Origin of the sequence: Desulfomonile tiedjei (assembly GCA_016212925.1) — a bacterium.
In the GTDB taxonomy this organism is placed as follows: Bacteria; Desulfobacterota; Desulfomonilia; order Desulfomonilales; family Desulfomonilaceae; genus JACRDF01.
Map to the genome: position 1 here is coordinate 22,585 of JACRDF010000010.1, position 24,623 is coordinate 47,207.

Genomic DNA, 24,623 nt, shown 5'->3' on the forward strand with positions numbered 1-24,623 from the left:
AGAGGAGATTTGCCATGTCTGCCAGGATGAAAAATGCGCTGCCCGTCGTGCTTGTCCTATTGATAGCTGCCTTTGTGCCCGCTTACTCATCCGCGGCTACGGTGGATTTGCCCGATGGATCGAAACTTGACCTCTCGATCCCTTGTCCGATATGCAATATGAAACCGGAAGAAAGCAAGCTTGGACCCGCGGCAGCGGTCTTCAAGGAAGGCAAAGTAGTGGGATTCGACGCTCCCGGCGACATGTTCCGCTATGTTCTCGACCCAAAGAAATACGGTTTTAACGCAGGCGATATCAAGGAAGTCTTCGTTACGGAGCATGGCGGCAAGAATTTCATCGACGCAAAAAAGGCCTTTTACGTTGTCGGTAGCGACGTAACCGGGGACATGGGGCCGGAGGTCGTGCCATTTTCCAAAAAAGAGGATGCGGAGAAGTTTCAATCCGAGCATCACGGAAAAAATGTCGCGTCCTACGTCCAAATAACCCTGGACGATGTCACATCCAAGAAGAAGATGCTCAAGATGAAGCATGACGACGCCGGCGGCGGAATGAAGCATTGAGCATCCATGCCGGGCTCGGGAATTCTGATGTCGGTGGGCGCATGGTGGGTGTCCGGCCGGTGATAGGTCTCTGATCGCTTTGCAGACTGTTCGCCCCGGGAGTGATACCAATGCGCTGTCATACAATGAACAATCGGCTGAATCAGACACGGGCCTGCTAAAGCTCAGGTCTGTGGCACTCCTGGGCCGATATTGATTGGCTGTTGGGTGCCCTGACCTGGGCACCAGGTCAGTGCTGTTTTCGATCCGAAGTCATCTTCACCCTTTGAAAGCGAACTGGTAGGACATGAAGCCGTATGCATTGGAGGAGGCCCGCAATGAAAGAAGTGAGAAAAACCTCATCATTGGGTTTGATTACATTGGCCGTCTCTCTGATCGCCTTCGCTGCTCCTTTGCACTCTTCGGCGGAGGACCTTGCGCCGCTCCCTGACGGCTCCAAGGTGGATCTTTCGGCACACTGTCCCGTATGCGGCATGACTGTTGGCGGGGACCTCGGTGCCACCACCACGTATTCCTATCGAGACGGCAAGCCTATCGGTTTTGCAGGGGTAGCTGCGGCTGTCTTCAAAGATGGGCATGTCGTGGGGTTCGAGGGCGCGCGGTGCTTGTTCATTTACAGCGCCGTGCCCAAAAGATTCAACATCGAAGTCGAGAATATCGCCCGGAGGTTTGTCACCGACTTTCCATCAGGCAAGATGGTGGACGTTGCCAATACCTTTCTGGTGCTTGGCAGCTCGGTGAAGGGTCCCATGGGTTACGAGGTTATATCGTTCCCAACAGTGGAAGAGGCGGAAAAATTTAAGTCGGAATTCGGCGCCAAACGCGTGGTTCAAATGGGAACGGTAGAATTCAAAGATGTGGAGAGAAAGGGGCCTTCCCTGAAAAAACCATCGGTCCAGGAAACTCCCAAGTGATCCTTGGTGCGGTATGGTATACGACGAGTCGGAAATAGAGAAATAACAAGCATGATTTTTTCTTTGGAAAAACGTTTCTTTTTGCTGCTCCTTCTGCCCGTGGCCCTGATTCTTATCGCCGTGGGTGTTGGGGGCTTCATGTACGCGAGAGCGTACCTTCTCGATCAATGGGCCGAATCGACTCGCCTGAGGCTGGAGAAAGCAGCCCATGAGATAAAAATGAAGCTGGATGAGAAACTGGAACTGATCCAGCTTATAGCCAAAACCAATGACACGCCAAAGGCCGACGTCACCCGCGCTTACCTTGTACAGCAGTTGCTCCACAAGGAGGGGGTCCGCTTCGTGAACATCGATTTTCCCGAACCCGACGGAACTTCATCCAAAGTAAAGAGCCCGCGCGATTACCTTCAAGGGGTCGCGGAAGGTCTGTACACAATGGAGCTTTGCGATGACGTGGGTTTCTGTGCCCCGATCATGGATCCCAATACGCTGGATCGTACTCTCAAGATTGTGAAAGTTTTCGGCGGCGGAGACGAGGGTCCTGTCACGAGAGTCACGGTAACAGTCAGCTTCGATTCCTTCTTACAGCCTATCAAGCAAATGGGGCTCTGGCCCGGTAGCAGCGGTTGCCTGGTCACCAGCACAGGCCAATTGCTCGCGCATACCGACAAGTCCATGGCTGACAGAAAACGGCTGGGTGAAACCGGCGACGAACTTGAAATGAGAGTGCTCAGTCAAATCCGTCAAAAGCCTTTCGGCACTGTTTCTTCCGGCGGACACCCTCCGGATGTGGTCGTCGGGTTTTATAAAATTCCGTTCCTGAATTGGTACATCATGCTGTTGTCAGAGGGCTCCGTGATCATGGAACCTATGATAAGTTTTCGGTTCTATTATGCTCTTACCGGCATCGTTTCGTTGATTGTGATCCTTCTGTTGATTCGTGTGACCACACGGTCCGTGGGCAAGTCAATTGGCGAGATTTCGGCCGCGGCCGCGAGGGTCCATGATGGAGATTACTCGGCCCAGCTTCCTGAAGAACGGTCTGACGAAATAGGCCAGCTCAACCGCAGCTTTAACAGGATGACCGAAGGGCTTAAGCAGCGCGACTTGATAGAGCAGACATTCGGCCGATACGTGGACAAAAGCGTGGCTGAGGAATTGATGCGTACGCCCGAGGCTTTACGGCTTGGAGGTGAAAAACAGACTGTCACGATCATGATGTCCGACATCAGGAACTTCACGGGAATGTCCGAAAAGCTCCAACCGGAAGAAGTCATCAAGGTGATGAACAAATATTTTGCCAAAATGGTGGCCGTGATTGAACGCTACAAGGGCATCATCGTGGACTTTTACGGCGACTCGATTCTGGTCTTCTTCAACGGCGTCGAGAGCGACATCCCCGGCAGGGCATTTGACGCGGTGCACTGTGCGCTGGAAATGCAGCGAGAGCTGGAGGCTTTGTTGAGAGATAATGCCGGAAAGGGATTTCCTGCGCTCGGCATGGGCATCGGCATTCATACGGGAGAGGTAATTGTCGGTAATATAGGGACCGAAACCAGGGCCAAGTACGGGATCGTAGGGTCCAACGTGAACTTGACCGATCGCATTCAGTCTACAGCCGGCCCCGGCAAGGTCGTTGTTTCCGAGAAAACGCACGAAATCATTTGCGGTACCCTGAAGGTGGCTCTGGAGTTCAAAGCGTGCCTCAAAGGCGTCGAAGAGGACCAAATACTGTACGAGGTCGAAGCCATCGACCCCGAATGCGAGCTTCGGACAGCTCAGTAGAGTATGGCGTGATACCAATTCTCTTTGATGCAAATAAGCATGGCGGGCGGCCCGTGGGACCACCCCCATAGTGTGGCAGGGGCCGGCGTCCCGAGACTTTCTCAAAACCCTTAAGTGCAGGGGGCCCGGGTAGGGGCGCTTCGAGAAGCGCCCTGATTTCGGGCGGTTCACGAACCGCGCTGTGCCGAAGATCAGGTGAAATCGTCAGTTTTGAGACAGCCTCTCCCTGCCGGACCGCGTTAATTTTGCCTGTTTGCTCGTGCATTGGTATGAATTAATAGAGTATGGCCGCATAGCCCACGAAGCTGGCATCGGGCGAGATGTCGTAGCTTGTGTAATATTCCAGCAGGCTGCCTGATTTCACCCCGCGACGAGAAACGGAAGCTATTACCGAGGCGATGGGCCCTGCCGAACAAGTGTTGTGCAACTCCCAGGCTTCCTGGAGCAGGCCGTGAGCGTCCATGGCCAAGGCTTTATCTATAAGGGCCCGATCGTTTTCTTCCTTCACCCACTTGACTGCACCGGCCCCGGTTCCACGAGGCGTGAATCCATAGTTGGGACCGTAATGGGTAAGGTCCGCGGAACCTAGAAAGGCTGCGGTCAGGCCCTTCTCCGAAAGCAGGCGCTGTACGGCCTCGCCCAGTTTTATTGCCGTATCCGAAGCCGGGGCATGAACTGCTATAACCGGTATGTCGGGGAAAAAACGCCGTACTAAGGGTATCTGTACTTCGACGGTGTTGTCTGAAAATCCGCGGGAGGCCTCAACAGCCTCACCCGAGGAAACCAACTCCCCGCAGAATGCAGGGTCCATTGGCTGGGCTCCCAGCGGAGTTTCCCAGGCTTCATCCGTATATGCTATGGGGTCTCGGCCTGCCGGGAGGTGTCCGCCGTAGATCACCACGCGATCAGGCCGTCCGGAACCGGCGAGCGTACTGATTGTACGGGCCGCTGCTCTGCCCGAATAATACCATCCCGCGTGCGGAACCACTCCCCCGATCCAGGTGCCTGCCGGCGCGGTATAACCAACCAGGAAACCATCAATCTCGCGATTACAAGCATCCGCGGAACCGGGGTACCAACCTGTAGGCAAGCTTCTGGTTCGTCTGCTCATGGCCCAACCTCCCCTAATTATAGACTCTCGGGCGTGTCGAAAAATTCTAGCGGCTAATCAGTTGAAAATCAAACAGTGGCTTTTGGCGGGAACCGGGGAGCCTTTGGTATAGAAAGGCTCCCCGGAGAAAGTTAATGGCTTTCGATCCGGATCAGTCTATCGCGAGCGTGATCCCGCGGTTTGCAGATCGCTGCATATACCAGTCCACGATATTTTTCGGGGGGACTTCTTCCTGTGATTCAGGTTTGCGAATCAAGCTGATGGACTCGGTGGGGCAGGTGGTAGCGCATACTCCGCACCCTATGCAGCGTTCCGCTTGGACCTTGTACGCTCCGGCGTCTTCTACTATTGCTTCCATAGGGCATCGCTCGTCCGCGCAGACGCCGCAAGCCGCACAGGTGTCCGCATCTATGGATGCTGTATAGTTGCTCTTGGCCATAAGGTGAGGCGCATTGAACTCCTTCATCCCTCGCATTATTCCGCAGCAGCAAGGGCAGCAATTGCACATGAACATCTGGCCGGATTGGACATTGTAAGTCGCGTGCACGAGTCCTGCTTCTTCGGCCTTGGCTACAACGTCAAGGGCTTCCTGTTTGGAAATCACCCTGCCCCTGGGAGAGTTGTCGAAGGCCCCTTCGCTATTGGCAAAGGCCAGACACACTTCAGAAGGATACGAGCACGTTTGGCCCTGAATTGCATGTTCTTTCCGGCAGATACATTCGGTGACCTGAAAGGATTTGGCCTTGTCCAAAATCTGTCGCACATCTTCGTACACGTGGACCTGGTGCTGGCCGTCGATCTGGACATTCACCGGTACCACCACTCGCATCAGTGAGGGCGCGACCTGGCCGAGGATCGGCATCAGGCTGGACGCGTATTCCTCCATGAGATCCGCAAGCTCTTTGTCCAGTCTGTCCAACTGAAACTCGAAAATGCCTACGACAAAAGGAGCAAACATGTAGACTTGCTTCCCCTTGATTCTCGCAGAGCCTATCTGGCCCTTTGTCGCCATGTCATCCAGAATGGCTTCCATCTCGGCACCAGGCTTGCCGAGCCGTTCCGCAATGGCCACAGCGGTTTCCGGCATAGGCCGAATGTTCAGAGCCATGGCCGCGTCTTCAGGGGAGAATATTTTTTGAAGAATCTTAATTTCCACGCCGCTTTCCGTAGCGGGGAAGCCGTGGGGCAATCCGTCCAGTTTCTTTGCCAGGTCCTTGTAAACGTCGTTCATAAGGGGACTCCCGGATAAAAGAACTTGAAACAGGCTGCTAGTACCGCAGCCCGGGCAAGGCTCGTCCATCGCGCTCAAAGGCCGAAACAGTCCTTGAGGGGGTAAGCCTCACTTCATCAGTTTAGCACGTACGGGATACAAAAGCTCCATTTTGAGCTTAACGGGAGCAATCGTTCAGTCACGCGGACAAAAGAAGGGCCTCGTCGACAATCATCCTTCATCTGTTTTCTGAAAATCCCCCCTAACCCCCCTTTACAAAGGGGGGCGAGGGGGGATTTTTTCCTCGGAAGCTGAATAGTTTCGCGCGAGACGACTTGACTGCATCACACTCATGGGCTTGCCCATGCGTACAGCCCTTTCAAAAGAAATGTCCTAAAACAAGTCGAAACGAGGTTGCCGGCAACCACCCTCCGGGCGGACGTTCCTTTCCGTGCGTGAAGCAAATGGGGCGATCTTTAGTGCAGGGTTCTCTTGGCTCTGTCTGTTGGTTCGGTCTCCCATTCAGGACCGTGGGGCCCGATGGCCAGTTCGGCCCGAGCGTCCGCGATTACCCGTTCGGTTTCCAGCATGAGCCTCCGAATCTCCGCGTCGGCTCGCGGCTCTTTCCCCTCTTCCTTACGAATCCTCTCGAGCAGTTCGGAAATGTCCTCCAGTCTCTTCGAAAAGACCTCCATGCCCTCGGGCATTGCGTTCCCCAAAGGAGACTCCTGTCTTTTGCGCACTTTGCTGAATAGGACTCCGGACAGCGGGATACTGATCGCTATTAGGCCCAAAGCGGCCAGCAGCAAGTACGGATTGAGGGAATGCCCCCAGATTAAGACGGTCCTGTCCTGAACAAATCCGGTCAAAGAGTTGTTTATGTTTCCGACCACCTGTCCTACCGCGCCGATTCCTCGGTCGAGGCTGCCCATGCGTTCCTCGACGCGACCCACAGCCGTACCCACGCCTGCTAGTTCTCCCTTTATCTCCGCCGCCTTCTGAGACACTTCAGCGAGGTCTTGGCGGATGCCTGGAAACATCTCCTCGGTCATGAGGCCGGTTCGTTCCAACAAAACCTTGTCCGTCGCGCTGCTCCGGGAACCGTAGTATAGGGCTAGGCCGATAGCCCCGGCCTGCAATGCCACGAGTAAAATCAATATCCCGAACAGGCTCCTCGTGCCTGTTCCCTGGTCTTTTTCCATAACGAACCCCTAAAAAACCGCGTAAAGGCTTTTGGAAGCCTATGCAGAGATTATTACCAGATTAGGCGGGAGTCATGAAAGGAATTTATGATTCAGGACGGGGCGCTGACTTGAATTTTGCCGGCATCAACACCCTTTCCCGCTGAAGGTAATAGCGGGGGAGGAACCTTGTGCGTGGTTCCTCCCGCTTCGCTTAATTGATGAGTCGGTAGGGGTAGGCTCGATGGGTCCATTCGCTGGACGGGTACTCCGCTGCGAGTTTGTCGTACGCTTCTCTGAGCGGCTTTCCTTCGTGGGTGCTTTTGTATCGAGCCACTCCACGAAGAAAAATGGCTTCAGGTGCGGAATTGCTCTTGGGGTAATCCTTCAGGACCCTGTCAAACACCTCGATTGCCTTGTCGAACCGTTCATTCTCAAAGTGTGATTTGCCGATCCCAAGCAACAACGAAGGAATCAACTCCTCGGGCGCCAGGAAGCCGACAGTGCGATGGTGCTCCTTTCCGTCAGTGTCGAGCGTGATCAATGTAGGTGTCCATTTGATGTTGAAATCAGCGGCTAGAGGCTTGTGGTCGAAAGGCACCCGTAAAGGTATCAAATCGTTTTGAACGAAAGCTGCCACTTTTTCGTCCGGATACGTAACTGCATCCATCTGTTGGCAACCGATTCATCCAGGGTTGAAAAAATCCAGCAACACAGTTTTCCCTTCGGCCTTGGCTCTACTGAGAGCCTTTTCCCACTCTGTTTCCCAATTAACTTTCGCTGCCATAATTCACCTCCATGATGTGGCAAGACATCGCGTCCCCCCTGGGGTACTATTTACTGAATTAAGTAAGCATTGATTGCGAATCGTCAATCGGTCACGTTAGGGTGGACCGGGTACACTGCCATATTTTGGACAATCGCTCCACTCGCTGGCGATGTAATTTGAAAAGAGATAATATAAACACTTCACCCATAGTGTAATGGGTACATCGGCGGTCGCTTGGAAGGCGAGCGCCTCGCGCGCGTTATTTTATCCCTTGGAGGCCCCTCAATTGAACTCTGCCGAGCGTAAAATCCTGATAGTCACCAACTTTGGCCATTTCTTGACGCATTACAATATGCTGGTGTTTCCCGCGCTGGTGTTGCCGCTAACAGGGATTCTCAATCTCAATATGGCGCAGGTTTTGGAGTTATCTTTCTGGCAGTACCTCCTTTTCGGACTGACGGCCCTCCCCTGGGGAGTGGCAGCGGACCGCATCGGAGGACGCTCCCTGATGATGCTCATGTTCGTGGGAGCCGGGATTAGTGGGCTTGGGGCCGCCTACTGGATCGAGTCTCCGTGGATGCTGTCCTTGTCGTTGGCTGGTGTCGGACTGTTTTCCGGAATATATCATCCCATAGGAATGGGTCTGATATCCAAGGGAGTGCAGAACCTCAGCTTGGCAATGGGTTACAATGCCATGTTCGGCGGGTTGGGGTTAGTGGCTGCTCCACTGGCCACAGGTCTGTTAAACTGGATCTGGGGTCCCAATGCTGCATTTCTGGCACTGGCTGCGATGAATCTCCTTGGTATCGGAATGATGATGCTCTGCCCCATGGTCGAGGCTCAGGGGCATGAGACTAAGGCTGACCAAGGAAACGGAATGATAGGGGCCTTCCTGATTCTTCTTGTTGCCATGATGCTTGGCGGGGTAGCTTATACGGGGTCCTCCGTAATAATCACAGCTTTTCTCGAACTGAAGAGTCCGAAAGTTGTGGAAGCGGTTTCCAGTATATTCGGGCAAGGGGATTGGCGGAATCTTTTGGCCACATTGACCACCAGCTTCGTTTTTACCGTCGGCGCGATGGGGCAGTACGTAGGGGGACGCCTGGGCCACCGGTTTGATCCAAGGTTTTCGTATCTGGCTTTCCACGTGGTATGCTTGCCCGCGGCCCTTCTCGTCGCCGCGTCACAGAATGCGGCTTTGGTGGCCTTTTCCGCAGTTTATTTCTTCTGCCTCCTGGGTAGTCAACCGCCCGAAAATACGCTGGTAGCACGGCTTACTCCGCGGCGGCTGCATCATTCAGCCTACGGCCTGAAGTTTATTCTCACCTTCGGGGTAGGTTCTCTGGCAGTGAAAATGATGGCCCGAATAGACTCCCTTTGGGGAATCAGCGCAACTTTTGTGGCTCTGGGCTTAGTATCGGTGGGGCTTGTGTCCAGCATTCTCGTCCTCATATGGTGGACGAATCATTCGGCCGTCGTAGTCGTAGAGGGAGAGCGGCAACCGACGTGAGCCGTTTCAGCCGCCTGAAACGCGGCGTGATTGTTTTGGTTGAAAGGAGCAATAGGATTTGAGCGAACTGAAGTACAGGTATAGACGTGAAGATTTCGGACCATTGCCCGTAATCGTGAAGAATCTTACTATTTATCTGAATTTTACGGACAATGTGGTCGAGGCGACGAACCTCCTGGAACTTGTGGCTGCAAAAGCTTTGGATCAGGTGGAACTCGATGCCAAGGAATTGAAGATCGTACAGGTCGAGTGGGTCGAGGAACAGGGCCAGGCCGAGACGAGCAAGGATCTGGACTACCGATACATGGAGAAAGAAAGCAAACTGATAGTCAAACTGCCGCGCGGTCTCAATAAGGGTGAGAGGTTCCTAATTCGCACCGTCACTCAGTGCTCTCCGTCAGATCATATATTGGAGGGGATTTACAAAGACGCGGGCCCGGCCGACGCGCCTCAGCAGTACATGTCTCAGTGCCAGCAATGGGGCTTTCAGAGGATCATGCCCATATTTGACGATTGCCGAGCCAAGTGCACCATGACGACCACTATCGAAGCCGCTGCTGAGTACACTCACATGATAAGCAACGGGAACATCAGCCACCGCTTGAACCCGGACGGCAGGCCTGTACCCAAGCCGGGTGATCCCGGGAGGCAAATCATCAGATACGAGAACCCCATCCCTATGGCTCCTTATCTTTTCCTGGTATGTGTGGGCACGTGGGACGCACTGGTTGACAGAGTTGTCTATCCTTCGGGCCGATCGGTGCAATTGGAGTATTTGGTGCCGCCGGGTCGGAGCGCAGCCGCGCGAGTCCCTATGGAAATACTGAAAGAGGCTGTCCTGTGGATCGGAAGGACCCAGGACTACGAATACACGGCTGATACTTACAGAACCATCTCCATGAACAAATCGAATTTCGGTGGAATGGAGAACGTCGGAAACACCACCATAGTAACGGAAGCAGCTCTGATCGACGAGCATACGCTCGACCAGACGCTGATGTACGCTCACGCGGTCATTGTGCACGAGTTCGAGCACAATCAGTGCGGCAGCGAAACTACCATGGACACGCCTTTTGATGTCTGGCTGAATGAGGCCTATACCGTGGATGTTGAGCGCCAATTCATGGCGGACATTTTCGATCCGGCTTTCGCGAGGCTTATGCAGGTTGACAGCATACGAAGTCCTCTGCTTGGCCCATTGGCGATAGAGGACGGAGGCACCCGGGGAAATATCGTCAGAGACGGTTTTAACGATCCTGACGAACTGATTGACGGTGTCACTTATGTAAAGGCCGCAGAAGTCATTCGAATGCTAAGATTGATCATTGGCAAGGAGAGCTTCCGAGCCGGCAAGGAGCTGTACTTCTCACGGTACAAACATTCCAACGCGAACACCGATCAGTTCTTTCAGTGTTTTGAGGAGGTGTCAGGGCGGTCTCTGGATCTCTTTAAGGAACGCTGGCTTCACACCATGGGCTATCCCAAGGTAACCGCTGCGACGCACCATGACCCGTTGGCACAAGAGTACCACATAGAATTCCGCCAGGAACGAGTACCTGATGAATTGCCTTTTCACCTGCCGATCCAGCTTGCCCTTTTGGATAAAAACGGCCGCGACATCGAGGGAACCGCTCAGATTTTTGAACTTAAGGAGGAATCGGCCCGGCTGACCCTTAGGAATATCTCGGAGGCCCCGGCACTGGCCTCTCTGAATCGCGATTACTCTTTCTACGGGACATTCAGTCAGTTGGATGCCACTCCCGAGACGCTGGCGCTTCAAGCGCGGCTCGATACAAACATTTTCAACCGCGTCGAGGCGATGAGGCAACTGACCGACCGTGAAAGGGTAAAGCTCCTGGAAAACCCCGACAGCGAAACAAATCCCCGCTGGTTGGATGTTTACGGCCGGGTCCTGGAAGACAATACGTTGTCACCTGCGCTGAAAGCCTATTTTCTCCGGATAGAGGAACAGCCGCTGGACCGGGCTTATTGCACCTGGTACCAGGAGTTGGTGGCAGCAAGAGAAAAAATCATGACGGCCGTGAACAGGAGCTATAGAGACCGCCTGTTGCAGATATATGAAGGACTGGATGTTTCCCGGCCCAGAAAGTCGCCCAAAGACGGAATTGACAAACGCCTCCTCAAAAACGTAGCGTTGGACCTGCTCGTCATCGACGATTCCGCACAGAGCCATCGCCTGATCAGGGAATACCTCGATTCCGCGCCCTTCGCTGCGGACCGTGTGGCGCCGCTGCTCGCTCTGAATCGCAGCTCAGCCGTGGAACGCCGGGAGGTCCTGGAACAGACGTACCAGGCATGGCACGGGCATATAAGCGGCTACTCGAATTACCTCAGAATAGTGTCCGCAGGCACGTGCAGCGACGTGTTCGACATGATCGAGGCGGAGAAAAAGCGGTCCACCTTTGACATCAAGCAGCCGACTTGGGCGAGGTCCCTCTTCTTGCCTATGGCTGCGAACAATAAGATGGTTTGGAGCGACCGAGGTATAGGGTGGGTCACGGATACCGTTGTGGAACTTTCCCGTATAAATGCTTACACCGCGGGTCGTTTGCTCAACACGTTTCAGCAGGTGCGAAACTTGAGGCCGGGCCTTCAAGGCAAGGTGAAATCAGCTCTTGAGGACATTCTGAAAGAGGTGCCGGAATCGGTCAGCCCACCAATCCACGGCCAGGCAAAGGCATATTTGGAGAGTGCGGTGCCGGGCAAGAGGAGCCAATGAGGGTCCTGTCCACAATTCTGATCGTGGTGCTTTTTGGCCCCTGGATATTCTTCCACGAGGCATGGGCCGAGCCTGCCGATGTCACCGGTGGCCAACCTCAAGATGCTGAAGCAGCCAAGTATTGGGAATCAGTCGAGAGGAAGCGAATACGGAACCGATGTCTGAAATTGGGTAAGCAAGAATGCTATAAGAAATACCAGGACGCGGTTGACTGGTGTCTGAAGAACTGGAACGAATGTTTGCCCATGATAAGACACACGGGTGTTTATGCCGGCGCGTACGGCGAGCAGGTCGCGGAGCAGTGTAAGAGAGAACTGGAAGAAAAGTGCCGCATAGAGGCCGGACAATAGAACTGCCTTGGCCGGTAGAGTGCCAGAGCAACCGATATGGCTGCAGCAGTCGGCTTTACAGAGACACGCGAAGCCCTGTTTCAGTTGGAGTTGAATATGATAATCCGTAATGAGATGAAGTACGATGTTGAAGCAATATCTGAGGTCACCAAAGCGGCTTTCAAAGATCATCCACATAGTAATCAGACAGAACAATTCATAGTTAGTGCACTGCGAGCTGCCGGTGCGCTCACTATTTCATTAGTGGCTGAGGTTGATGGAAAAGTGATAGGCCATATAGCTTTCTCGCCTGTAACCATTTCTGACGGTAGTCATAATTGGTACGGTATTGGCCCTGTCTCTGTACTGCCAGGATGCCAGAAACAAGGTATCGGGAAGTCCCTTATCCATGAGGGCTTATCCTTGCTGAAATCCTTAGGAGCCAAAGGCTGTGTACTTGTGGGCGCTCCACAATACTATGAACGGTTCGGCTTCAGAAGCCTTCCGGATCTAGTTCTTGACGGCGTTCCGCAAGAGAACTTTCTTGCCTTGCCGTTTTATAAGGACAAGACTCAGGGCGTTGTGGTGTTTCACCAAGGTTTTTCTGCAACTAGCTAGCGCCCGCATTGGGCCGGCGGGATAAGGAAGCCGTGAGGGGCCTCCGAGCCAACTATTCAACGATATTTCTCAGGGTGCGATACTCTAGAGACAACAGGAGTCTCAATTGAATCTTAGAACACCGTTGGCAATAGCCGGTCTGGTCGCGGCGGGTATTCTCATGTACATGGGCGCGACCCAGAAAAACCAGGTGTCCAAACTCGTAGAAGCCTCTTTAACCGGAAACATGGCGGAAGTGGAACGTCTCGTGGCGGAGGGCGTTGATGTCAACGGCCAGGTGACCAACGGAACTACGGCTTTGATGGCTGCGTCGCACAAAGGCCAAATGGAGGTCGTTCGGAAACTGATCGAAGCGAGGGCCAACGTCAATATGGCCGGCGAGGGCGGCCCGACCGCGCTCATGTTCGCGTCGTGGAATGGTCAGAACGGAGTGGTGAAGCTATTGTTGGCCAATGGAGCCGACATAAATGCCAGGGAAACCAAGGGAGCTACGGCTTTGTCGGGTGCGGCCGGGGACGGCCATTTGGAGGTGGTGAAAACACTCATCGAAAAAGGGGCTGACATAGAAGCGAAAGCCAAAGATGGCAAAACCCCGTTGATGACCGCCTCCTATAAGAACGCGCTGGAAGTGGTCAAACTGCTGTTGGAGAAAGGCGCTAACCCAAGTAATGCGGACAATGAAGGCTTCACGCCGCTCATGTTCGCAGCGGTAAAAGGTAATACCGAAGTAGCCGGATTGCTACTAAGCAAAGGCGCGGATATCAATGCGAGAGAGAATTCGGGCGGCACAGCTCTGATGCTGGCGTCCCACGAGGGACATTTCCCGGTCGTCAAGTTGCTCATGGAAAAGGGAGCAGATCCCGATCTCAGCGAAAAGTCGGGCAAAACGGCCTTGTCAATGGCTTCGTCACGAGGTCACGAAGCGGTGGTCAAACTGTTGCAGAAGGAGAAGCCGGCCCAATAAGGCTCGCGGCGATTCTGTCAACGCTGTTACGGGATCATTTGATGTCACTATAGGGAAAAGCCTTTTCCGTCCAAGTACTCTCGGGGTACGCAGCTTTGAGTTCTTCGTAAGCCTCTCGGAGCGCTTTCATGTCATTGGCGCTTTGATAACGGGCGACTCCACGGAAATAGATTGCTTCCGGCGCCTGAGCGCTCTTCGGATACTCGGACGTGACCTGCTGGAAGGAGGAGATCGCTTCAACGTACTGGCCCGCGTGAAGTCTCACCTTTCCCAATCCAAGCATCAAAGCCGGAATCAGGCCCTCAGGGTGAAGAAACCCCTCCTCTCGACAGACTTCGTCGCCCTCGAAGTCCAGCAGAATCAACGTAGGAGTCCACTTAACCCTAAAATTGCGCGCCAGAATCCGATCATGAGTGACCCGAACCGGAATCACGCGCTTGCTGATAAAATCCGCGACCGCTTTGTCAGGATACGTAACTGCATCCATTTTCTTGCAGCCCGTTCAGTTGGGGTTGAAAAAATCCAAGAATACCGGCTTGTTCTCCGATTTGGCCTGGGACAAAGCCGCGTCGATCCCGTTCAACCATTTAATTTGCCCAGTTCCCTCGCTTGAGCCGTCCTCCGCGATGACTACCGCACCCTGAGCGAACAAAGCCACCATGACCATAATGCAGAACGAGGTTTTCATTAGCTGTCTCCTCGAGCCAAGAAATAATTAATGAATTACTGTCAACAAGCAATTGGCAGTCTTATACGAAATTCGGTTCCTTCTTTCGAGTGGACGGTGATTTCGCCGCCGAGTTGCCTGACCAAAGTGTTGACCAAACGCAAGCCCAAGGTCTGCGAACCGGTGGCATCGAGATCGGCAGGCAGGCCCACACCGTTATCCGCTATAGCCAATTCAAGGCCCTGGCCATTCCGTTCCAAACCCAATTGGACAAGCCCTTTCCTTCCCTCGGGAAAGGCGTGTTTCAGGCAATTGGAGACCAGTTCGTTGATAATCAATCCACATGGAATGGCCGTGTCCAATGTCAAAAATACTCTTTCGGCATTGTTTTTCAACGTTATCACGCTCCTATTGGCGCCGAATGACTGCAGGAGGTTTGACAGGAGCCCATCGATATATCCTCTAAAATCAATGTTTGCCACGTTTTGAGATTGGCATAGCTTTTCATGGATAAGAGACATCGACAACAGGCGATTCTGGGTGTCAAAAAGGATTTCTTCGACGGATTTATCGCCGACGCACCGGAATTGGAGTTTGAGGAGGCTGGAAACCACCTGAAGGTTGTTTTTCACTCGATGGTGAATCTCGCGCAAAAGAATTTCTTTTTCTTCCAACGAAGCTTTGAGCCTTGCCTCCGCCCTCTTTGCCTCCGTGATGTCGCGGCCTACGGCGAGGATAGCGGGCATGCTCTCATAAGTCGTGGGAACAGAGACAACCTCCACATCAGCAATAGCGTCGTCCTGTAAGAGAAACCTTATTTCGAGGAATTCTATGGCTCCGGTACCCTCTGCCAGCCGCGTGATCCGTTCTTGCACTTCTCCACGTAAATTAGGATCTATGAAATCCCAAATGGACCTTCCAGAGATCGCCGCGGGGTCCGCCTCTCCGACGAGTGCCGCGGCCGTCGGATTTACCCGCAAAACCCTTTGGCCATCATGGACGACCATGGGATATGGCGACATCTCGAATAACTGGCTATATCTAGCTTCGCTCTCCGTGAGAGCCTCTTGGGCCTGCCTGCGCTCTCGAATTTCTGAGCGGAGGTTCTCATTAAGTTTGTCGCTTGCGGCCTTCTCCGTTTTAAGGCCCTCTATCAGCGCTTGTTTCTCAAACCTAAGGTTAAAGGACTCGGTAATGGTAGCGAACATCCGTCTAGCTGCGGTGATCAGGTACACCATAAAGACCGACAGCAGAATCCCCATAGTAATGTGGATTTCATCGCCCTCATAGAAATACCGGCCGATGAGAGGTGTGTAAACTGCCAGGATGAAAGGGATGTGAGCTGCCGCCACGGCTCCATGAGAGATCGTTACGCCTACGCTCATGCCGCCGAGAACGAAAGTGAGCAATGCCTGATAGAAAACTGAATGGGGAAACAACAGGAGAGGTGTTGCGCCCCAAAGTATGCCTCCGACCACAGACAGGATGATCGCGCGCCTACCCCAGGCAGGACGTCTCTTCTCCCAATCCGAGGCTTCGCGATAGAAGCGAAAAAGGACTTCGCCCGTGGCGCAAGCCATAGCGTAACAGACCAGCCAACCTATCAGCCACGAGTGCTGGGTCTTCCCCCACAAGGAAACCGTTAAGATAATCGCCGCGACCAGCGAGCCTCTTATGCCCGCTATTCCCTGATAATACAGGTGTTCTACCCGAGCTAAGTGGAGAGATCCAATTTCAGCTTCACTCTGCCTGGCTTCGGGCACCATGTAGTTACCATCTTCCCAATTCATGGGGACTCCCCCGCCGTCTTTAACCCGGCCACGCGGCCATGCCATAAATACCATTGCAATATCATTCAGGATATTTCAAATGAACGGAAGAATCAAGCGAAACCGGAAGGAGGCTGGAAGCATTCTGCTACGCGGGGGAACCGATTCTTGTAGGGGCGCACGGCCGTGCGCCCCTACGTGGCTTTCACGGACTTTTGAGACAGTTTCTGCCGACCGCTCCTACACTCCGCGGTCTCTAAGGCAATAGATCTCTTGAAAGAAGAGCGGGCTAAAGCGGGCTGGAAAACCCCAGGGACACGGTTCCGCCAACCGTCCACGACCTGATATTCACGCTCCACGCGACAGGATCTGTTGTGGACCCGGAGAGGCTTGCCTCGGCTGTTTTCACGTGGAGGGCATTCCACTTCGCAAATCCTCCCAGACTGAGGTTGCCTTTGGTTTTGACGGAATAATCCATGAAGAATTCCATAAAAGTGCCTCTTCTCACATCAAAGTCCCCAAATTCGGCAAAACCGAGCCGGTCCCAGTAATGGTATTTAAGCCGTCCACCAACCCATGGGGAGCCAACGAATCGGACGAGCACACAACCGCTGGAAAACGGTTGACGAATCTGGAGTCCAAAGAGCGGAACGTAAGCATTGAGGATATAATCGTCCTCCGTGTTGTCGCTGTAATTGACCCTCGTGCTCGTATGATCCCACCGGAAGCCGGCGAGGGCCTCAAGATCGCCAAACATGCGGCCTTTGAGAAGGCCGTCCAGCGACCACCAGTCGTACGAAGGGATCTCAAAGTCAAACGAACGGCCAAGAGAATCCCTGAACCATGTACCGGCGCTACGCTGAGGGAAAAAGACAGATCCCGAAACGAGCAACCCGAACCCGTTATCAAGCGAGAAGTCCTTGCTTGCGCCAAGCCAAAAGCCTTTGAGCGGCCAAGGAGCGGTGCCGGTTGAATCCTGACGCTGAAGGGCCCACGTGTTCCCTTTGGAGTGTTCGAGCCACCCCAAGTACAAGGTTGGGGCGCTCACGAGGCCACGCCCGGGGATGTCCCCAGTGCCAACAACGTTCCCAGCCAGACGGAAAGGAAAACCGGCGGAATTCGATGTTCCGTCACTCCCGAGGAAACCTTGCGCGGGGGTGTTTGCGGCAAAAAAGCACAACAGCACCATACCCATGAGGACAGCGGAAAGCTTCTTCACGGCCCGACCTCCAATTAAACGCCTGCAACGGTCCTGCTGCCTTTAGGATTCAACCCACCACGGGACCTTATTTGCCCCACGTGAATGGGAAACTGTTGTCAGGCAAATTACAATAGCGTTACATTCGGAATTTATGCGATTGCATCAGAAAAAGGCTCTCTGGTCAATGATTATCTTCCAAGTGCGGTATCCTTTCAGTTACGTGGGGTGCTTCGCCAAGCAAAAAAGAAAATCCTTTACCGCAGAGATCGCTGAGATCGCTGAGGGTATGGGCGCACGGTGCGCCCATACCTCTTCTCTGCGCCCTCCGCGTGCTCTGCGGTGAAATAGTATTGGGCCACTCCCGCATAACTGAATGCTTGCGGCGGGGCCTCAACCTAATGATACTGTCGATCCAGGGATCGGTATTGAATGGCTTCCGCGACGTGTGAAGACTGAATATTTTCCGAGCCCTCAAGGTCCGCGATGGTCCTGGCGATCTTGAGGATGCGATGGTACGCCCGTGCGGACAGGCCGAGCTTCTCGACCGCTTTTTCCAAAAATGACATGGACTGACTATCCAGCCCGCAATGCTTCTTGATGAGAGCGGAACGCATTTGAGCGTTGCAGAAGAGCCCGGCCGCGTTTAAGCGTTTGAGCTGCACCTCGCGAGCCGCATTGACTCGCTCTCTGATTGTTGTGGAGGATTCCCCGTCGGCAATTCCGGTGAGGTCCCGCCATTGCACCGAAGGCACTTCCACGTGTATGTCTATACGGTCCAGAAGCGGCCCTGAGATCTTGCTCCAGTACCGCTGTATGGCTTGTCCGGAGCAACTGCAAGTGTGTTTGGGATCTCCGCGGTATCCGCACGGGCAGGGATTCATCGCGGCCACCAGCATGAACCGGGCAGGGAAAGTGCATGCTATCTGCGCGCGGGATATGGTGACCTCGCCATCTTCAAGCGGCTGCCGGAGCACTTCCAGCACGTTCTTGCGAAATTCCGGCAGCTCGTCCAGGAAAAGCACCCCGTTGTGCGCCAAAGAGACCTCGCCGGGCCGCGGGATCACGCCGCCACCAATGAGGCCTGCGTCGGAGACCGTATGGTGCGGCGAGCGGAAAGGCCGGTTGGTCATTACCGATCCGTTGCGTCCCAGCAGGCCTACTGCCGAATAGATCTTCGTGGTCTCGAGGGCTTCCTCAAAGACCGGCTGGGGAAGTATGGTAGGTATCCTCTGGGAAATCATGGTCTTCCCGGAACCGGGCGGGCCGATCATAAGGATGTTATGTCTTTATATAAAGCCACATTACTCCTTGTTTTCATTGAGAAATGCTGCCGTATTTGGATGACAGCATACAGTAAATACTGCCCCGCTTCCTCAAACCACTCCTCAGAAAAATAAGGTTCTACCTCTACCTCGCGTCCGTCTACTGTAACTCCTCTTACGAAGCTTCTTACTACTTCAGATACAAGTTCACCTGTCTTGGTCCTGACCACATCTGATGGTCCTTCCGTTGAGAGTTGGCGGGCAGCACCCCATCCTGCCACAGCACCTGCGAAAATCTCCTCAAAGGACACTTTCTCCAGTTCGTGCCGCTGAGTTTCAGAGTGTAGCTTTGACAGAGAAATCTGTTTACGAAGCCCTTTTATGCGAATGTCCAGAGCACTCGCCTTGTCCATGAGGGTCCTGTATAGTTCCATAAAACCCTTGTCAATTGCCTCTGCTATGGGTGCTACCAATTTCTTCCTTTCGCCCTCCAACGTGGATATCTCCTGCTCTAGTGCTGGGACATCCGCGGTCTCTCCTGTCCAGTTTTGAAGCAGTCTCTCAAACGAGGACTGGAGGCGCGTCGCGACTTCGTCGCTAAGGAACATTTGGTCTAGGTAGTTGTAAACTTCCTCCTGAACTATCCTAACGCTGATGCTGCCTTGTGAGCAGCATCCCCCCTTGTGGCCGGGACATCTGAAAGCTGCCCACTCATATCCCTTTGAACCGTCCCGACGCGTCTTAGCTCCTGCCGTGGTCACAAACATTTTGCGTCCGCACCTTCCACACCTGACGAGACCTGCTAGTGGGTTATTTGGATAAACCTTATTTTTTCTTGCATATCGCTCCACAAAGCTTGTCTGTACCTTGTCCCACTCGTCTTTGGTAACCAAAGGTTCGTGCAAGCCAGCAATCCATTGATCGTCCGCAACGGGTACGAATCCGAGGTAGACCATATTCTTGAGGGCTTTTGTAACAGTGCTCTTGGCCCACAAGTTTTTGGTATCCACGTCGCCCCCGTGCTGCTTGATACACTCGGAGCACCCCTGATAGTCGGCGTGTGCAGTTCTAATTCGGCAATACGCGGAAGACCGCTCCCGCCTGATAACCTGGCAGCTTCTAACTCCAGCAAACTTGACCCGCTGCTCAAACATGGGGATGCCATCCATAGTGAGAGACTTCAGAATCGCGTTGACCCCTCTGCCGGCCAGTTTTTCATCCCAGATACGACGCACCACGGCAGCCTCTTCACTATTTATTTTGAGAATCTTGCTCTGCCTGTCCAATTCATACCCGACCGGAGCCTGCCCATTGACCCAAAGCCCCTTTTCGGTCTTGCGTTTCTTACCAGCCACAGTGCGGACCTTGATCGTCTCACGCTCATTCTTTGCGAAAAGGGATAAGACGCTGATAATCATTTCTGACGCGAAGTCAGCCTTGCCGTCTATGATGGTGATATTCTCTCGGATACAGTAGAAATTAGCCTGCCTTTCCTTGAAGAGTTCTATGGCCTGAAGTGTTTCGATCTGATTGCGGCTAAAGCGATCAAGAGCCGCCACAACGACAGTGGTTATGGTTCCGGTCTGAAGTCCCTCTATAAGCCTCCTGAATTCGGGGCGGTCGAGGTTCAATGTGGACTCCTGCTCTTGGAACCATTCATTGACCTGAAGACCACGGGCTGCACAAAAAGCGTTGATGGCGTTGATCTGGCTCACATAGGTTCCGCGAGCCTCCTGATCTTGAGTCGAGACGCGGACATAAGATGCGATAGACATAAATTGGCCCCTTCCTGGCGGGAATTACGACCGCAAGCTAAAGCTAGAAGAGCGGCCTGTCAAGCTGGGTTTTGAGGTGCGCGCATCATCCAAATAGCTCCAGTCCTGGTCCTTATTCTTCAACAATCAAACCCCTGTTTTCGCCTTACGCAAAGGACAAACTTAACCTCTCCACGCTCGTCCGCGACCGTCCCAACTTTGACCCATTTCCCTGAATCTATTCTGCAACGCGGCCCGAACCATTGGGCCTTATAACTTGCATGACGCTGTTCTATCCGCGCCTTGGCCTCGAATACTGACATGCCTTGATAATTATGGACGCCAATCTTGAGCATATCCTCGGCGGGATAAATGCAGCCCTCTCTGACCTGAAGTTTCCCATTATCGTAGAAGAGGGCTGTAAGCATTTCATTGGTTCGCAAGGTCACCTCCGGTAAAACGTTTTCCCATGAGTATCGTAGGTATTATAAGTCATAGCTAGATAATTAGCAAGATCAGTAAAGAATGTCCATAAATAGTTTCTTTCTTTTCTTCTTGACTCCACCGTGTCGTTATAGTACCCTTTTCTCCAGTTGGTCCAATATCTCCTTAAAAACCCGGAGGTCCTAAAAATGCCTGAGTATGAATTCAAAATTATTGGGGATACCCGCCACGGAGCCGGTTCCGTGGTGAGTTTGAATCCCTCGTTGGGTCGTATCACGATCTACAAGGAAGCGTGGGATAAAATCGTCAAGGGCTATGGCCGGGAAGTGAAATACGTGAAGTTGGGTGTTGTAGAAGAGAGACCTGATGCGTTTTGGATAATACCCTGCGAAAAGCAGGCGGGAAGCAGAAAGGTCCATTTCTCGCGCGCTGGGGGCACTGCAATGCTGAGTGCCAGATCATTTTTTAGCACCGTGCCTGTTACCGGTCATGCCCGTGGCGCAGAGCAATTTGATGCTAAGTGGGACTCTGCCAATAAGGCATTGGAGGTTGATATCACAGAGCTGCCGGCCCGGTACGCGAAGCTCACCAGCAAAAAGGGTAAAAAATGATGACTCCCCTTAACAGGTAGAGGCGCTATCTATGCGCCTCCTACCATCTCCCTCCCTTTGAACCCCCCATAAAAAGCACTGTAAAAAATTCTGCGCGCTATTATTCCGCCCCCAGATATGCTCCTCTATATACCTCATAATGATACCCCAAAATATGTCTTGACAAATTATCCCATTTATGAGCTATCTATTACAGGAGAATGTAGAACGAGAGGTAAGAGCTAGATCAAGATGGAGGCTAGGGTGTCTGCAAACCTGGGTAAGGCCGTGAAACTTTTGATGATGGTAGCGCCTCAATCAGCCCACGAGGAACATGGCGAGGCTCGTGCCGAGGCTCACGCCGCGGCCCTTAAACTCCGCAACTACCTGAATAAACACAATCTCAAGTTGTTGGACCTGAAATGGCTCAGCCCTGTGGGCGAGTGGCGGTGGAACTGGTTGTCAGTACGGGTCCAAGAGATATGGGCTGAAGAAGATCAAAAGGCTGCAGAGGCAGCCGAAAATGAGAGGAGGATGAAGGATATGGCTAAAAAACCTAAAACAGAGGAGATCGTATGGCACCCCGTCGCTGCGATGTTCCCTATCCCTGAAGGTGCTGAGTTTGCAGCGATGTTCGATGACATTAAGCAGAATGGACAGACAGAGCCGGGCAAGGTTTGGAAAGACCCCAAGGCCAAGAAACTGGTTGGTGTCGATGGGCGTTTTCGCCAGAGGGTTTGTGAGGCCGCAGGCATACCATTCACTTATGAGGAACTCAATATCAGAGATGAGGCCCATGTTATTGCTTATATCCTCAGCCGAAATCTGGCCCGTCGTCACATGAATGAGTCCCAGCGCGCCGTGCTGGGTGCGCGCCTCCTGCCAATGTTTGCTGAAGAGGCAGAGAAACGCAAGAAGGCAGGCAAAGAGGTTGGGGAAAATTCTCCCGATGGTCACAAAGGTCGCGCTCGTGAGCATGTCGCTGCACTCCTAAACGTTTCAGATCGTATGGTCCAGGACGCTGCAACATTAATCAAAAAAGGCTCTCCTGAACTGGTCAAAAAGGTTGAGAGTGGTGAGAACACAGTCTCTGCCGCCATTCACCTGCTCGAACTCCCACCTGAAGAGCAGAAGAAGGTTTTTGCCGGTGGTAAGAAGGCTGTCAAAGCCGCTGCTGCTCAGGTGAGGAAGGACAAGAAAGCAGCCAAGGCCAGTCAAAAACCTGGTCCTGATGCCGGGAATGAAAAAGAACCGCCGGTCGAAACTCCTGAACAGGCCACAACCACTCCACCACCACCACAGGAGCCTCCTGCTGCTGGATCTCAGAGCACTGGAAAGAAGCGTGACAAGTGTTTTGGTGACCATCCCAGTGCAAACCCAAATGCTATGGGTGGGAGTTGCCCCAACTGCGCCGATGAGCAGGAATGCAAAGCCGAGACTGCTAAGAGACGGGCCGCGGCAGATCAGGTCGAGAGGAGTGAGGAGTCACCTGCGCAGCCTACCGAGACTACCACACCTGACATACCTGAATGGATACTCGCTGCCATCAAGAGGAATCCTACTGAGTTTAACTCCTGCCAATGGATCATGGCTGGAGAAGGTCTGCCGCCCGATGACGCTGAATGCAGGCTGTTGATACATAATCCAGGCAATCCCCCCAAGAAGGTCATGAAGGAAAAGAAGAAGAGGACTGCAAAGGGCCGCCGCGTAGAGGCGGGGCGTCAGGCAGGTGCGAGTGCTTAGGATCGAGAATGAATTTATTATAGGAGGTTTTTTATGCCCGACTTCGTTTCAATCCCTGGAGCAAAAGAGCTTGCCATTCCGTTTCTATGGCTCTTTATTCCTCTGGGAATAACACAATTAGTCACTCCCTTCCTGGGAGCAGCCAAATTTGAGCGTTTCTGCTGCTCCCAAGGAATTGAGGTTTTTGGCAGTGATATAGACCCGGATATCTACAATTTCTGGTACTGGATGCTCAATGCACCACTACTAATGGCTGAACTGGTCACTCTGCTTGAGCCTCTGATGGACTCCGATAGGTTCTACCGTCGAAGAGACGAAATTGACAGTTTGGATCTCTCGCCACTACGCGCAGTCGAATGGTGGTTATTGAACCGGTGCAGCTTTAACTCTGGTGGTCTTATCGCCGGGTACAGCCAGTCCCGCAGAGCCAAACTGAGCAATGCTCGATGTCTCAGAGATATGGCTCTGTTTTACTGCCCCAATCTGCACGTCGAGCATTTGGACTATCGCGCCGCGCTGCTGAAATATCCTGATATGTTCGCGTATTTAGATCCACCATATATCCTGCGTAGCCGACTATACCCCTATAGTGAAATAGACCATAGGGAGCTTTGCAGCATTTTGAGCAAGCGTGATCGATGGATTTTGTCGTATGGGAACCATCCAACTATCAGATCTATGTATTCAGATCACACTATCATTGACCTCTCCGGGCTGTGGCACAAGGGGATGGGCCGGAGCAACTACAGCAATGAAATTCTCATTGTGAGCGACGATATCGTCGTACCGACGGGGTTCAAGAGATGCGCGTGAGCGCTGGATATGTTCAACAAATTTTGTCTTTCTGAAAGGAGCAGTCATGGCACGTCCACGAGATGCCAAGAAACAATCACCAAAAGATATGCTGCACTGGGAGGCGGAGCGGATCTGCTCCGACGGCCGGAGGTGCTTTGGCTCATACCCCGGTGACGAACGACCACCTGAGTGCCAAACGTGCTGGGCCGCAGACCCGTGCTACTGGAAAACAATGGGCTCCAAAGACCCATTTGCTTTTTTCGACAAGAAGCAGTCTCACCGATGGTGGAAGGCGCGTAGTCGATAAATACTAGGAGAAAACGTGGGATCATTACGAGGCATAAAAACCGAGGTCAGAGCAGATGAGAAAGCGCAGGAGGCGCGCAAACGTGAGGCGCAGGACAAGCAGTTTGAGCAGGACTACCTAGACTGGTTGAGTGATCCTGAGCGTCACTACAAGCAGTACTTTCGCCCCTCGTGTTTGGGTTGTATCGACGATTGGATAGGCCCTTCCCCGTGCGAATGGTGCCTGTGGCAAGACAACTGTATTGACATTTTTTGGGAGGAGGAGGGGGACCCGCGAGTGGAGGAGCTTGAACAGCAGGAGTGGCTGGAGGATATGGAGCGAGAAGAAACTCAAGAGTGAAAACAGTCTTTCAGGCAGAGAGGACTAACTGTGGGATCATTACGAGGCATAAGAACAACTG

At 53.1% G+C, this 24,623-nt stretch carries 22 protein-coding genes and 1 pseudogene; 12 read left to right on the forward strand and 11 right to left on the reverse strand.

Annotated features, from left to right (window positions below):
* The first annotated feature begins 14 nt into the window (after positions 1 to 14).
* The 3 genes from HY913_04090 (at position 15) to HY913_04100 (ending at position 3,259) form a co-directional block, all read left to right on the forward strand.
* Positions 15 to 560 (forward strand): nitrous oxide reductase accessory protein NosL, encoded by a 546-nt coding sequence (locus tag HY913_04090; GenBank protein ID MBI4962434.1) that lies wholly within the window; start codon positions 15 to 17, stop codon positions 558 to 560.
* 317 nt (positions 561 to 877) lie between these two features.
* Positions 878 to 1,474, forward strand: a complete 597-nt coding sequence (locus HY913_04095) for a nitrous oxide reductase accessory protein NosL (GenBank protein MBI4962435.1) — start codon at positions 878 to 880, stop codon at positions 1,472 to 1,474.
* 51 nt (positions 1,475 to 1,525) lie between these two features.
* A complete protein-coding gene (locus tag HY913_04100) occupies positions 1,526 to 3,259 on the forward strand; it encodes a HAMP domain-containing protein (GenBank protein ID MBI4962436.1) in 1,734 nt (577 codons plus the stop codon).
* A gap of 274 nt (positions 3,260 to 3,533) precedes the next feature.
* Here HY913_04100 and amrB read toward each other — a convergent pair whose 3' ends face one another.
* The 4 genes from amrB to HY913_04120 form a co-directional block, all read right to left on the reverse strand.
* Positions 3,534 to 4,370, reverse strand: coding sequence for an AmmeMemoRadiSam system protein B (amrB, locus tag HY913_04105; GenBank protein ID MBI4962437.1), 837 nt, complete (start codon positions 4,368 to 4,370; stop codon positions 3,534 to 3,536).
* A gap of 151 nt (positions 4,371 to 4,521) precedes the next feature.
* Positions 4,522 to 5,601, reverse strand: a complete 1,080-nt coding sequence (locus HY913_04110) for a 4Fe-4S binding protein (GenBank protein ID MBI4962438.1) — start codon at positions 5,599 to 5,601, stop codon at positions 4,522 to 4,524.
* Between the two features lie 455 nt (positions 5,602 to 6,056).
* Positions 6,057 to 6,782, reverse strand: coding sequence for a hypothetical protein (locus HY913_04115; protein ID MBI4962439.1), 726 nt, complete (start codon positions 6,780 to 6,782; stop codon positions 6,057 to 6,059).
* Positions 6,783 to 6,975: 193 nt separating this feature from the next.
* Positions 6,976 to 7,431 (reverse strand): tetratricopeptide repeat protein, encoded by a 456-nt coding sequence (locus HY913_04120; GenBank protein ID MBI4962440.1) that lies wholly within the window; start codon positions 7,429 to 7,431, stop codon positions 6,976 to 6,978.
* 385 nt (positions 7,432 to 7,816) lie between these two features.
* On the opposite strand from HY913_04120, the gene HY913_04125 reads away from it, so the two are divergent.
* The 5 genes from HY913_04125 (at position 7,817) to HY913_04145 (ending at position 13,691) form a co-directional block, all read left to right on the forward strand.
* Positions 7,817 to 9,040: an MFS transporter gene (locus HY913_04125; protein MBI4962441.1), complete on the forward strand. Its 1,224-nt coding sequence runs from the start codon at positions 7,817 to 7,819 to the stop codon at positions 9,038 to 9,040.
* 58 nt (positions 9,041 to 9,098) lie between these two features.
* On the forward strand, positions 9,099 to 11,780 hold the full coding sequence (locus HY913_04130; protein ID MBI4962442.1) for a DUF3458 domain-containing protein: 2,682 nt from the start codon (positions 9,099 to 9,101) through the stop codon (positions 11,778 to 11,780).
* Positions 11,777 to 12,130: a hypothetical protein gene (locus HY913_04135; protein MBI4962443.1), complete on the forward strand. Its 354-nt coding sequence runs from the start codon at positions 11,777 to 11,779 to the stop codon at positions 12,128 to 12,130. The genes HY913_04130 and HY913_04135 overlap by 4 nt, the downstream gene beginning before the upstream one ends.
* 96 nt (positions 12,131 to 12,226) lie before the next feature.
* Positions 12,227 to 12,727: an N-acetyltransferase gene (locus HY913_04140; GenBank protein MBI4962444.1), complete on the forward strand. Its 501-nt coding sequence runs from the start codon at positions 12,227 to 12,229 to the stop codon at positions 12,725 to 12,727.
* A 106-nt stretch (positions 12,728 to 12,833) separates the two neighbouring features.
* Complete coding sequence (locus tag HY913_04145) at positions 12,834 to 13,691, forward strand: ankyrin repeat domain-containing protein (protein ID MBI4962445.1); 858 nt, start codon at positions 12,834 to 12,836, stop codon at positions 13,689 to 13,691.
* A gap of 34 nt (positions 13,692 to 13,725) precedes the next feature.
* On the opposite strand, the gene HY913_04150 is transcribed toward HY913_04145, so the two are convergent.
* The 7 genes and pseudogenes from HY913_04150 to HY913_04180 all read right to left on the reverse strand — a co-directional run bounded on the left by HY913_04150 (position 13,726) and on the right by HY913_04180 (position 20,787).
* Positions 13,726 to 14,178, reverse strand: coding sequence for a tetratricopeptide repeat protein (locus HY913_04150; protein MBI4962446.1), 453 nt, complete (start codon positions 14,176 to 14,178; stop codon positions 13,726 to 13,728).
* Positions 14,179 to 14,193: 15 nt separating this feature from the next.
* Positions 14,194 to 14,379 (reverse strand): hypothetical protein, encoded by a 186-nt coding sequence (locus HY913_04155; GenBank protein MBI4962447.1) that lies wholly within the window; start codon positions 14,377 to 14,379, stop codon positions 14,194 to 14,196.
* Between the two features lie 41 nt (positions 14,380 to 14,420).
* A complete protein-coding gene (locus HY913_04160) occupies positions 14,421 to 16,148 on the reverse strand; it encodes a PAS domain S-box protein (GenBank protein ID MBI4962448.1) in 1,728 nt (575 codons plus the stop codon).
* 268 nt (positions 16,149 to 16,416) lie between these two features.
* Complete coding sequence (locus HY913_04165) at positions 16,417 to 17,346, reverse strand: hypothetical protein (protein ID MBI4962449.1); 930 nt, start codon at positions 17,344 to 17,346, stop codon at positions 16,417 to 16,419.
* Positions 17,347 to 17,723: 377 nt separating this feature from the next.
* Positions 17,724 to 18,611 (reverse strand): annotated as a pseudogene (locus HY913_04170) (YifB family Mg chelatase-like AAA ATPase).
* Positions 18,596 to 20,365: a recombinase family protein gene (locus HY913_04175; GenBank protein MBI4962450.1), complete on the reverse strand. Its 1,770-nt coding sequence runs from the start codon at positions 20,363 to 20,365 to the stop codon at positions 18,596 to 18,598. Before HY913_04175 ends, HY913_04170 begins: the two are co-directional and overlap by 16 nt.
* A 119-nt stretch (positions 20,366 to 20,484) precedes the next feature.
* On the reverse strand, positions 20,485 to 20,787 hold the full coding sequence (locus HY913_04180; protein MBI4962451.1) for a hypothetical protein: 303 nt from the start codon (positions 20,785 to 20,787) through the stop codon (positions 20,485 to 20,487).
* Positions 20,788 to 20,976: 189 nt separating this feature from the next.
* Here HY913_04180 and HY913_04185 point away from each other — a divergent pair, with 189 nt between their 5' ends.
* The 4 genes from HY913_04185 to HY913_04200 all read left to right on the forward strand — a co-directional run bounded on the left by HY913_04185 (position 20,977) and on the right by HY913_04200 (position 24,562).
* On the forward strand, positions 20,977 to 21,399 hold the full coding sequence (locus HY913_04185) for a hypothetical protein (protein ID MBI4962452.1): 423 nt from the start codon (positions 20,977 to 20,979) through the stop codon (positions 21,397 to 21,399).
* A 243-nt stretch (positions 21,400 to 21,642) separates the two neighbouring features.
* Positions 21,643 to 23,121, forward strand: coding sequence for a hypothetical protein (locus HY913_04190; GenBank protein ID MBI4962453.1), 1,479 nt, complete (start codon positions 21,643 to 21,645; stop codon positions 23,119 to 23,121).
* A gap of 33 nt (positions 23,122 to 23,154) precedes the next feature.
* A complete protein-coding gene (locus HY913_04195) occupies positions 23,155 to 23,934 on the forward strand; it encodes a DNA adenine methylase (protein ID MBI4962454.1) in 780 nt (259 codons plus the stop codon).
* Between the two features lie 304 nt (positions 23,935 to 24,238).
* Positions 24,239 to 24,562 carry a hypothetical protein gene (locus tag HY913_04200; GenBank protein ID MBI4962455.1) on the forward strand — a complete coding sequence of 108 codons (324 nt, stop codon included), beginning with the start codon at positions 24,239 to 24,241 and terminating at the stop codon, positions 24,560 to 24,562.
* The last annotated feature ends 61 nt before the right edge of the window (positions 24,563 to 24,623 follow it).

Excerpts from the sequence above, each read along its gene's own strand:
- HY913_04090 (MBI4962434.1), top strand. The coding sequence starts at position 15 with ATGTCTGCCAGGATGAAAAATGCGCTGCCCGTCGTGCTTGTCCTATTG.
- HY913_04095 (MBI4962435.1), top strand. The coding sequence starts at position 878 with ATGAAAGAAGTGAGAAAAACCTCATCATTGGGTTTGATTACATTGGCC.
- HY913_04100 (MBI4962436.1), top strand. The coding sequence starts at position 1,526 with ATGATTTTTTCTTTGGAAAAACGTTTCTTTTTGCTGCTCCTTCTGCCC.
- amrB (MBI4962437.1), bottom strand. The coding sequence starts at position 4,370 with ATGAGCAGACGAACCAGAAGCTTGCCTACAGGTTGGTACCCCGGTTCC.
- HY913_04110 (MBI4962438.1), bottom strand. The coding sequence starts at position 5,601 with ATGAACGACGTTTACAAGGACCTGGCAAAGAAACTGGACGGATTGCCC.
- HY913_04115 (MBI4962439.1), bottom strand. The coding sequence starts at position 6,782 with ATGGAAAAAGACCAGGGAACAGGCACGAGGAGCCTGTTCGGGATATTG.
- HY913_04120 (MBI4962440.1), bottom strand. The coding sequence starts at position 7,431 with ATGGATGCAGTTACGTATCCGGACGAAAAAGTGGCAGCTTTCGTTCAA.
- HY913_04135 (MBI4962443.1), top strand. The coding sequence starts at position 11,777 with ATGAGGGTCCTGTCCACAATTCTGATCGTGGTGCTTTTTGGCCCCTGG.
- HY913_04140 (MBI4962444.1), top strand. The coding sequence starts at position 12,227 with ATGATAATCCGTAATGAGATGAAGTACGATGTTGAAGCAATATCTGAG.
- HY913_04150 (MBI4962446.1), bottom strand. The coding sequence starts at position 14,178 with ATGGATGCAGTTACGTATCCTGACAAAGCGGTCGCGGATTTTATCAGC.
- HY913_04155 (MBI4962447.1), bottom strand. The coding sequence starts at position 14,379 with ATGAAAACCTCGTTCTGCATTATGGTCATGGTGGCTTTGTTCGCTCAG.
- HY913_04160 (MBI4962448.1), bottom strand. The coding sequence starts at position 16,148 with ATGAATTGGGAAGATGGTAACTACATGGTGCCCGAAGCCAGGCAGAGT.
- HY913_04175 (MBI4962450.1), bottom strand. The coding sequence starts at position 20,365 with ATGTCTATCGCATCTTATGTCCGCGTCTCGACTCAAGATCAGGAGGCT.
- HY913_04185 (MBI4962452.1), top strand. The coding sequence starts at position 20,977 with ATGCCTGAGTATGAATTCAAAATTATTGGGGATACCCGCCACGGAGCC.
- HY913_04195 (MBI4962454.1), top strand. The coding sequence starts at position 23,155 with ATGCCCGACTTCGTTTCAATCCCTGGAGCAAAAGAGCTTGCCATTCCG.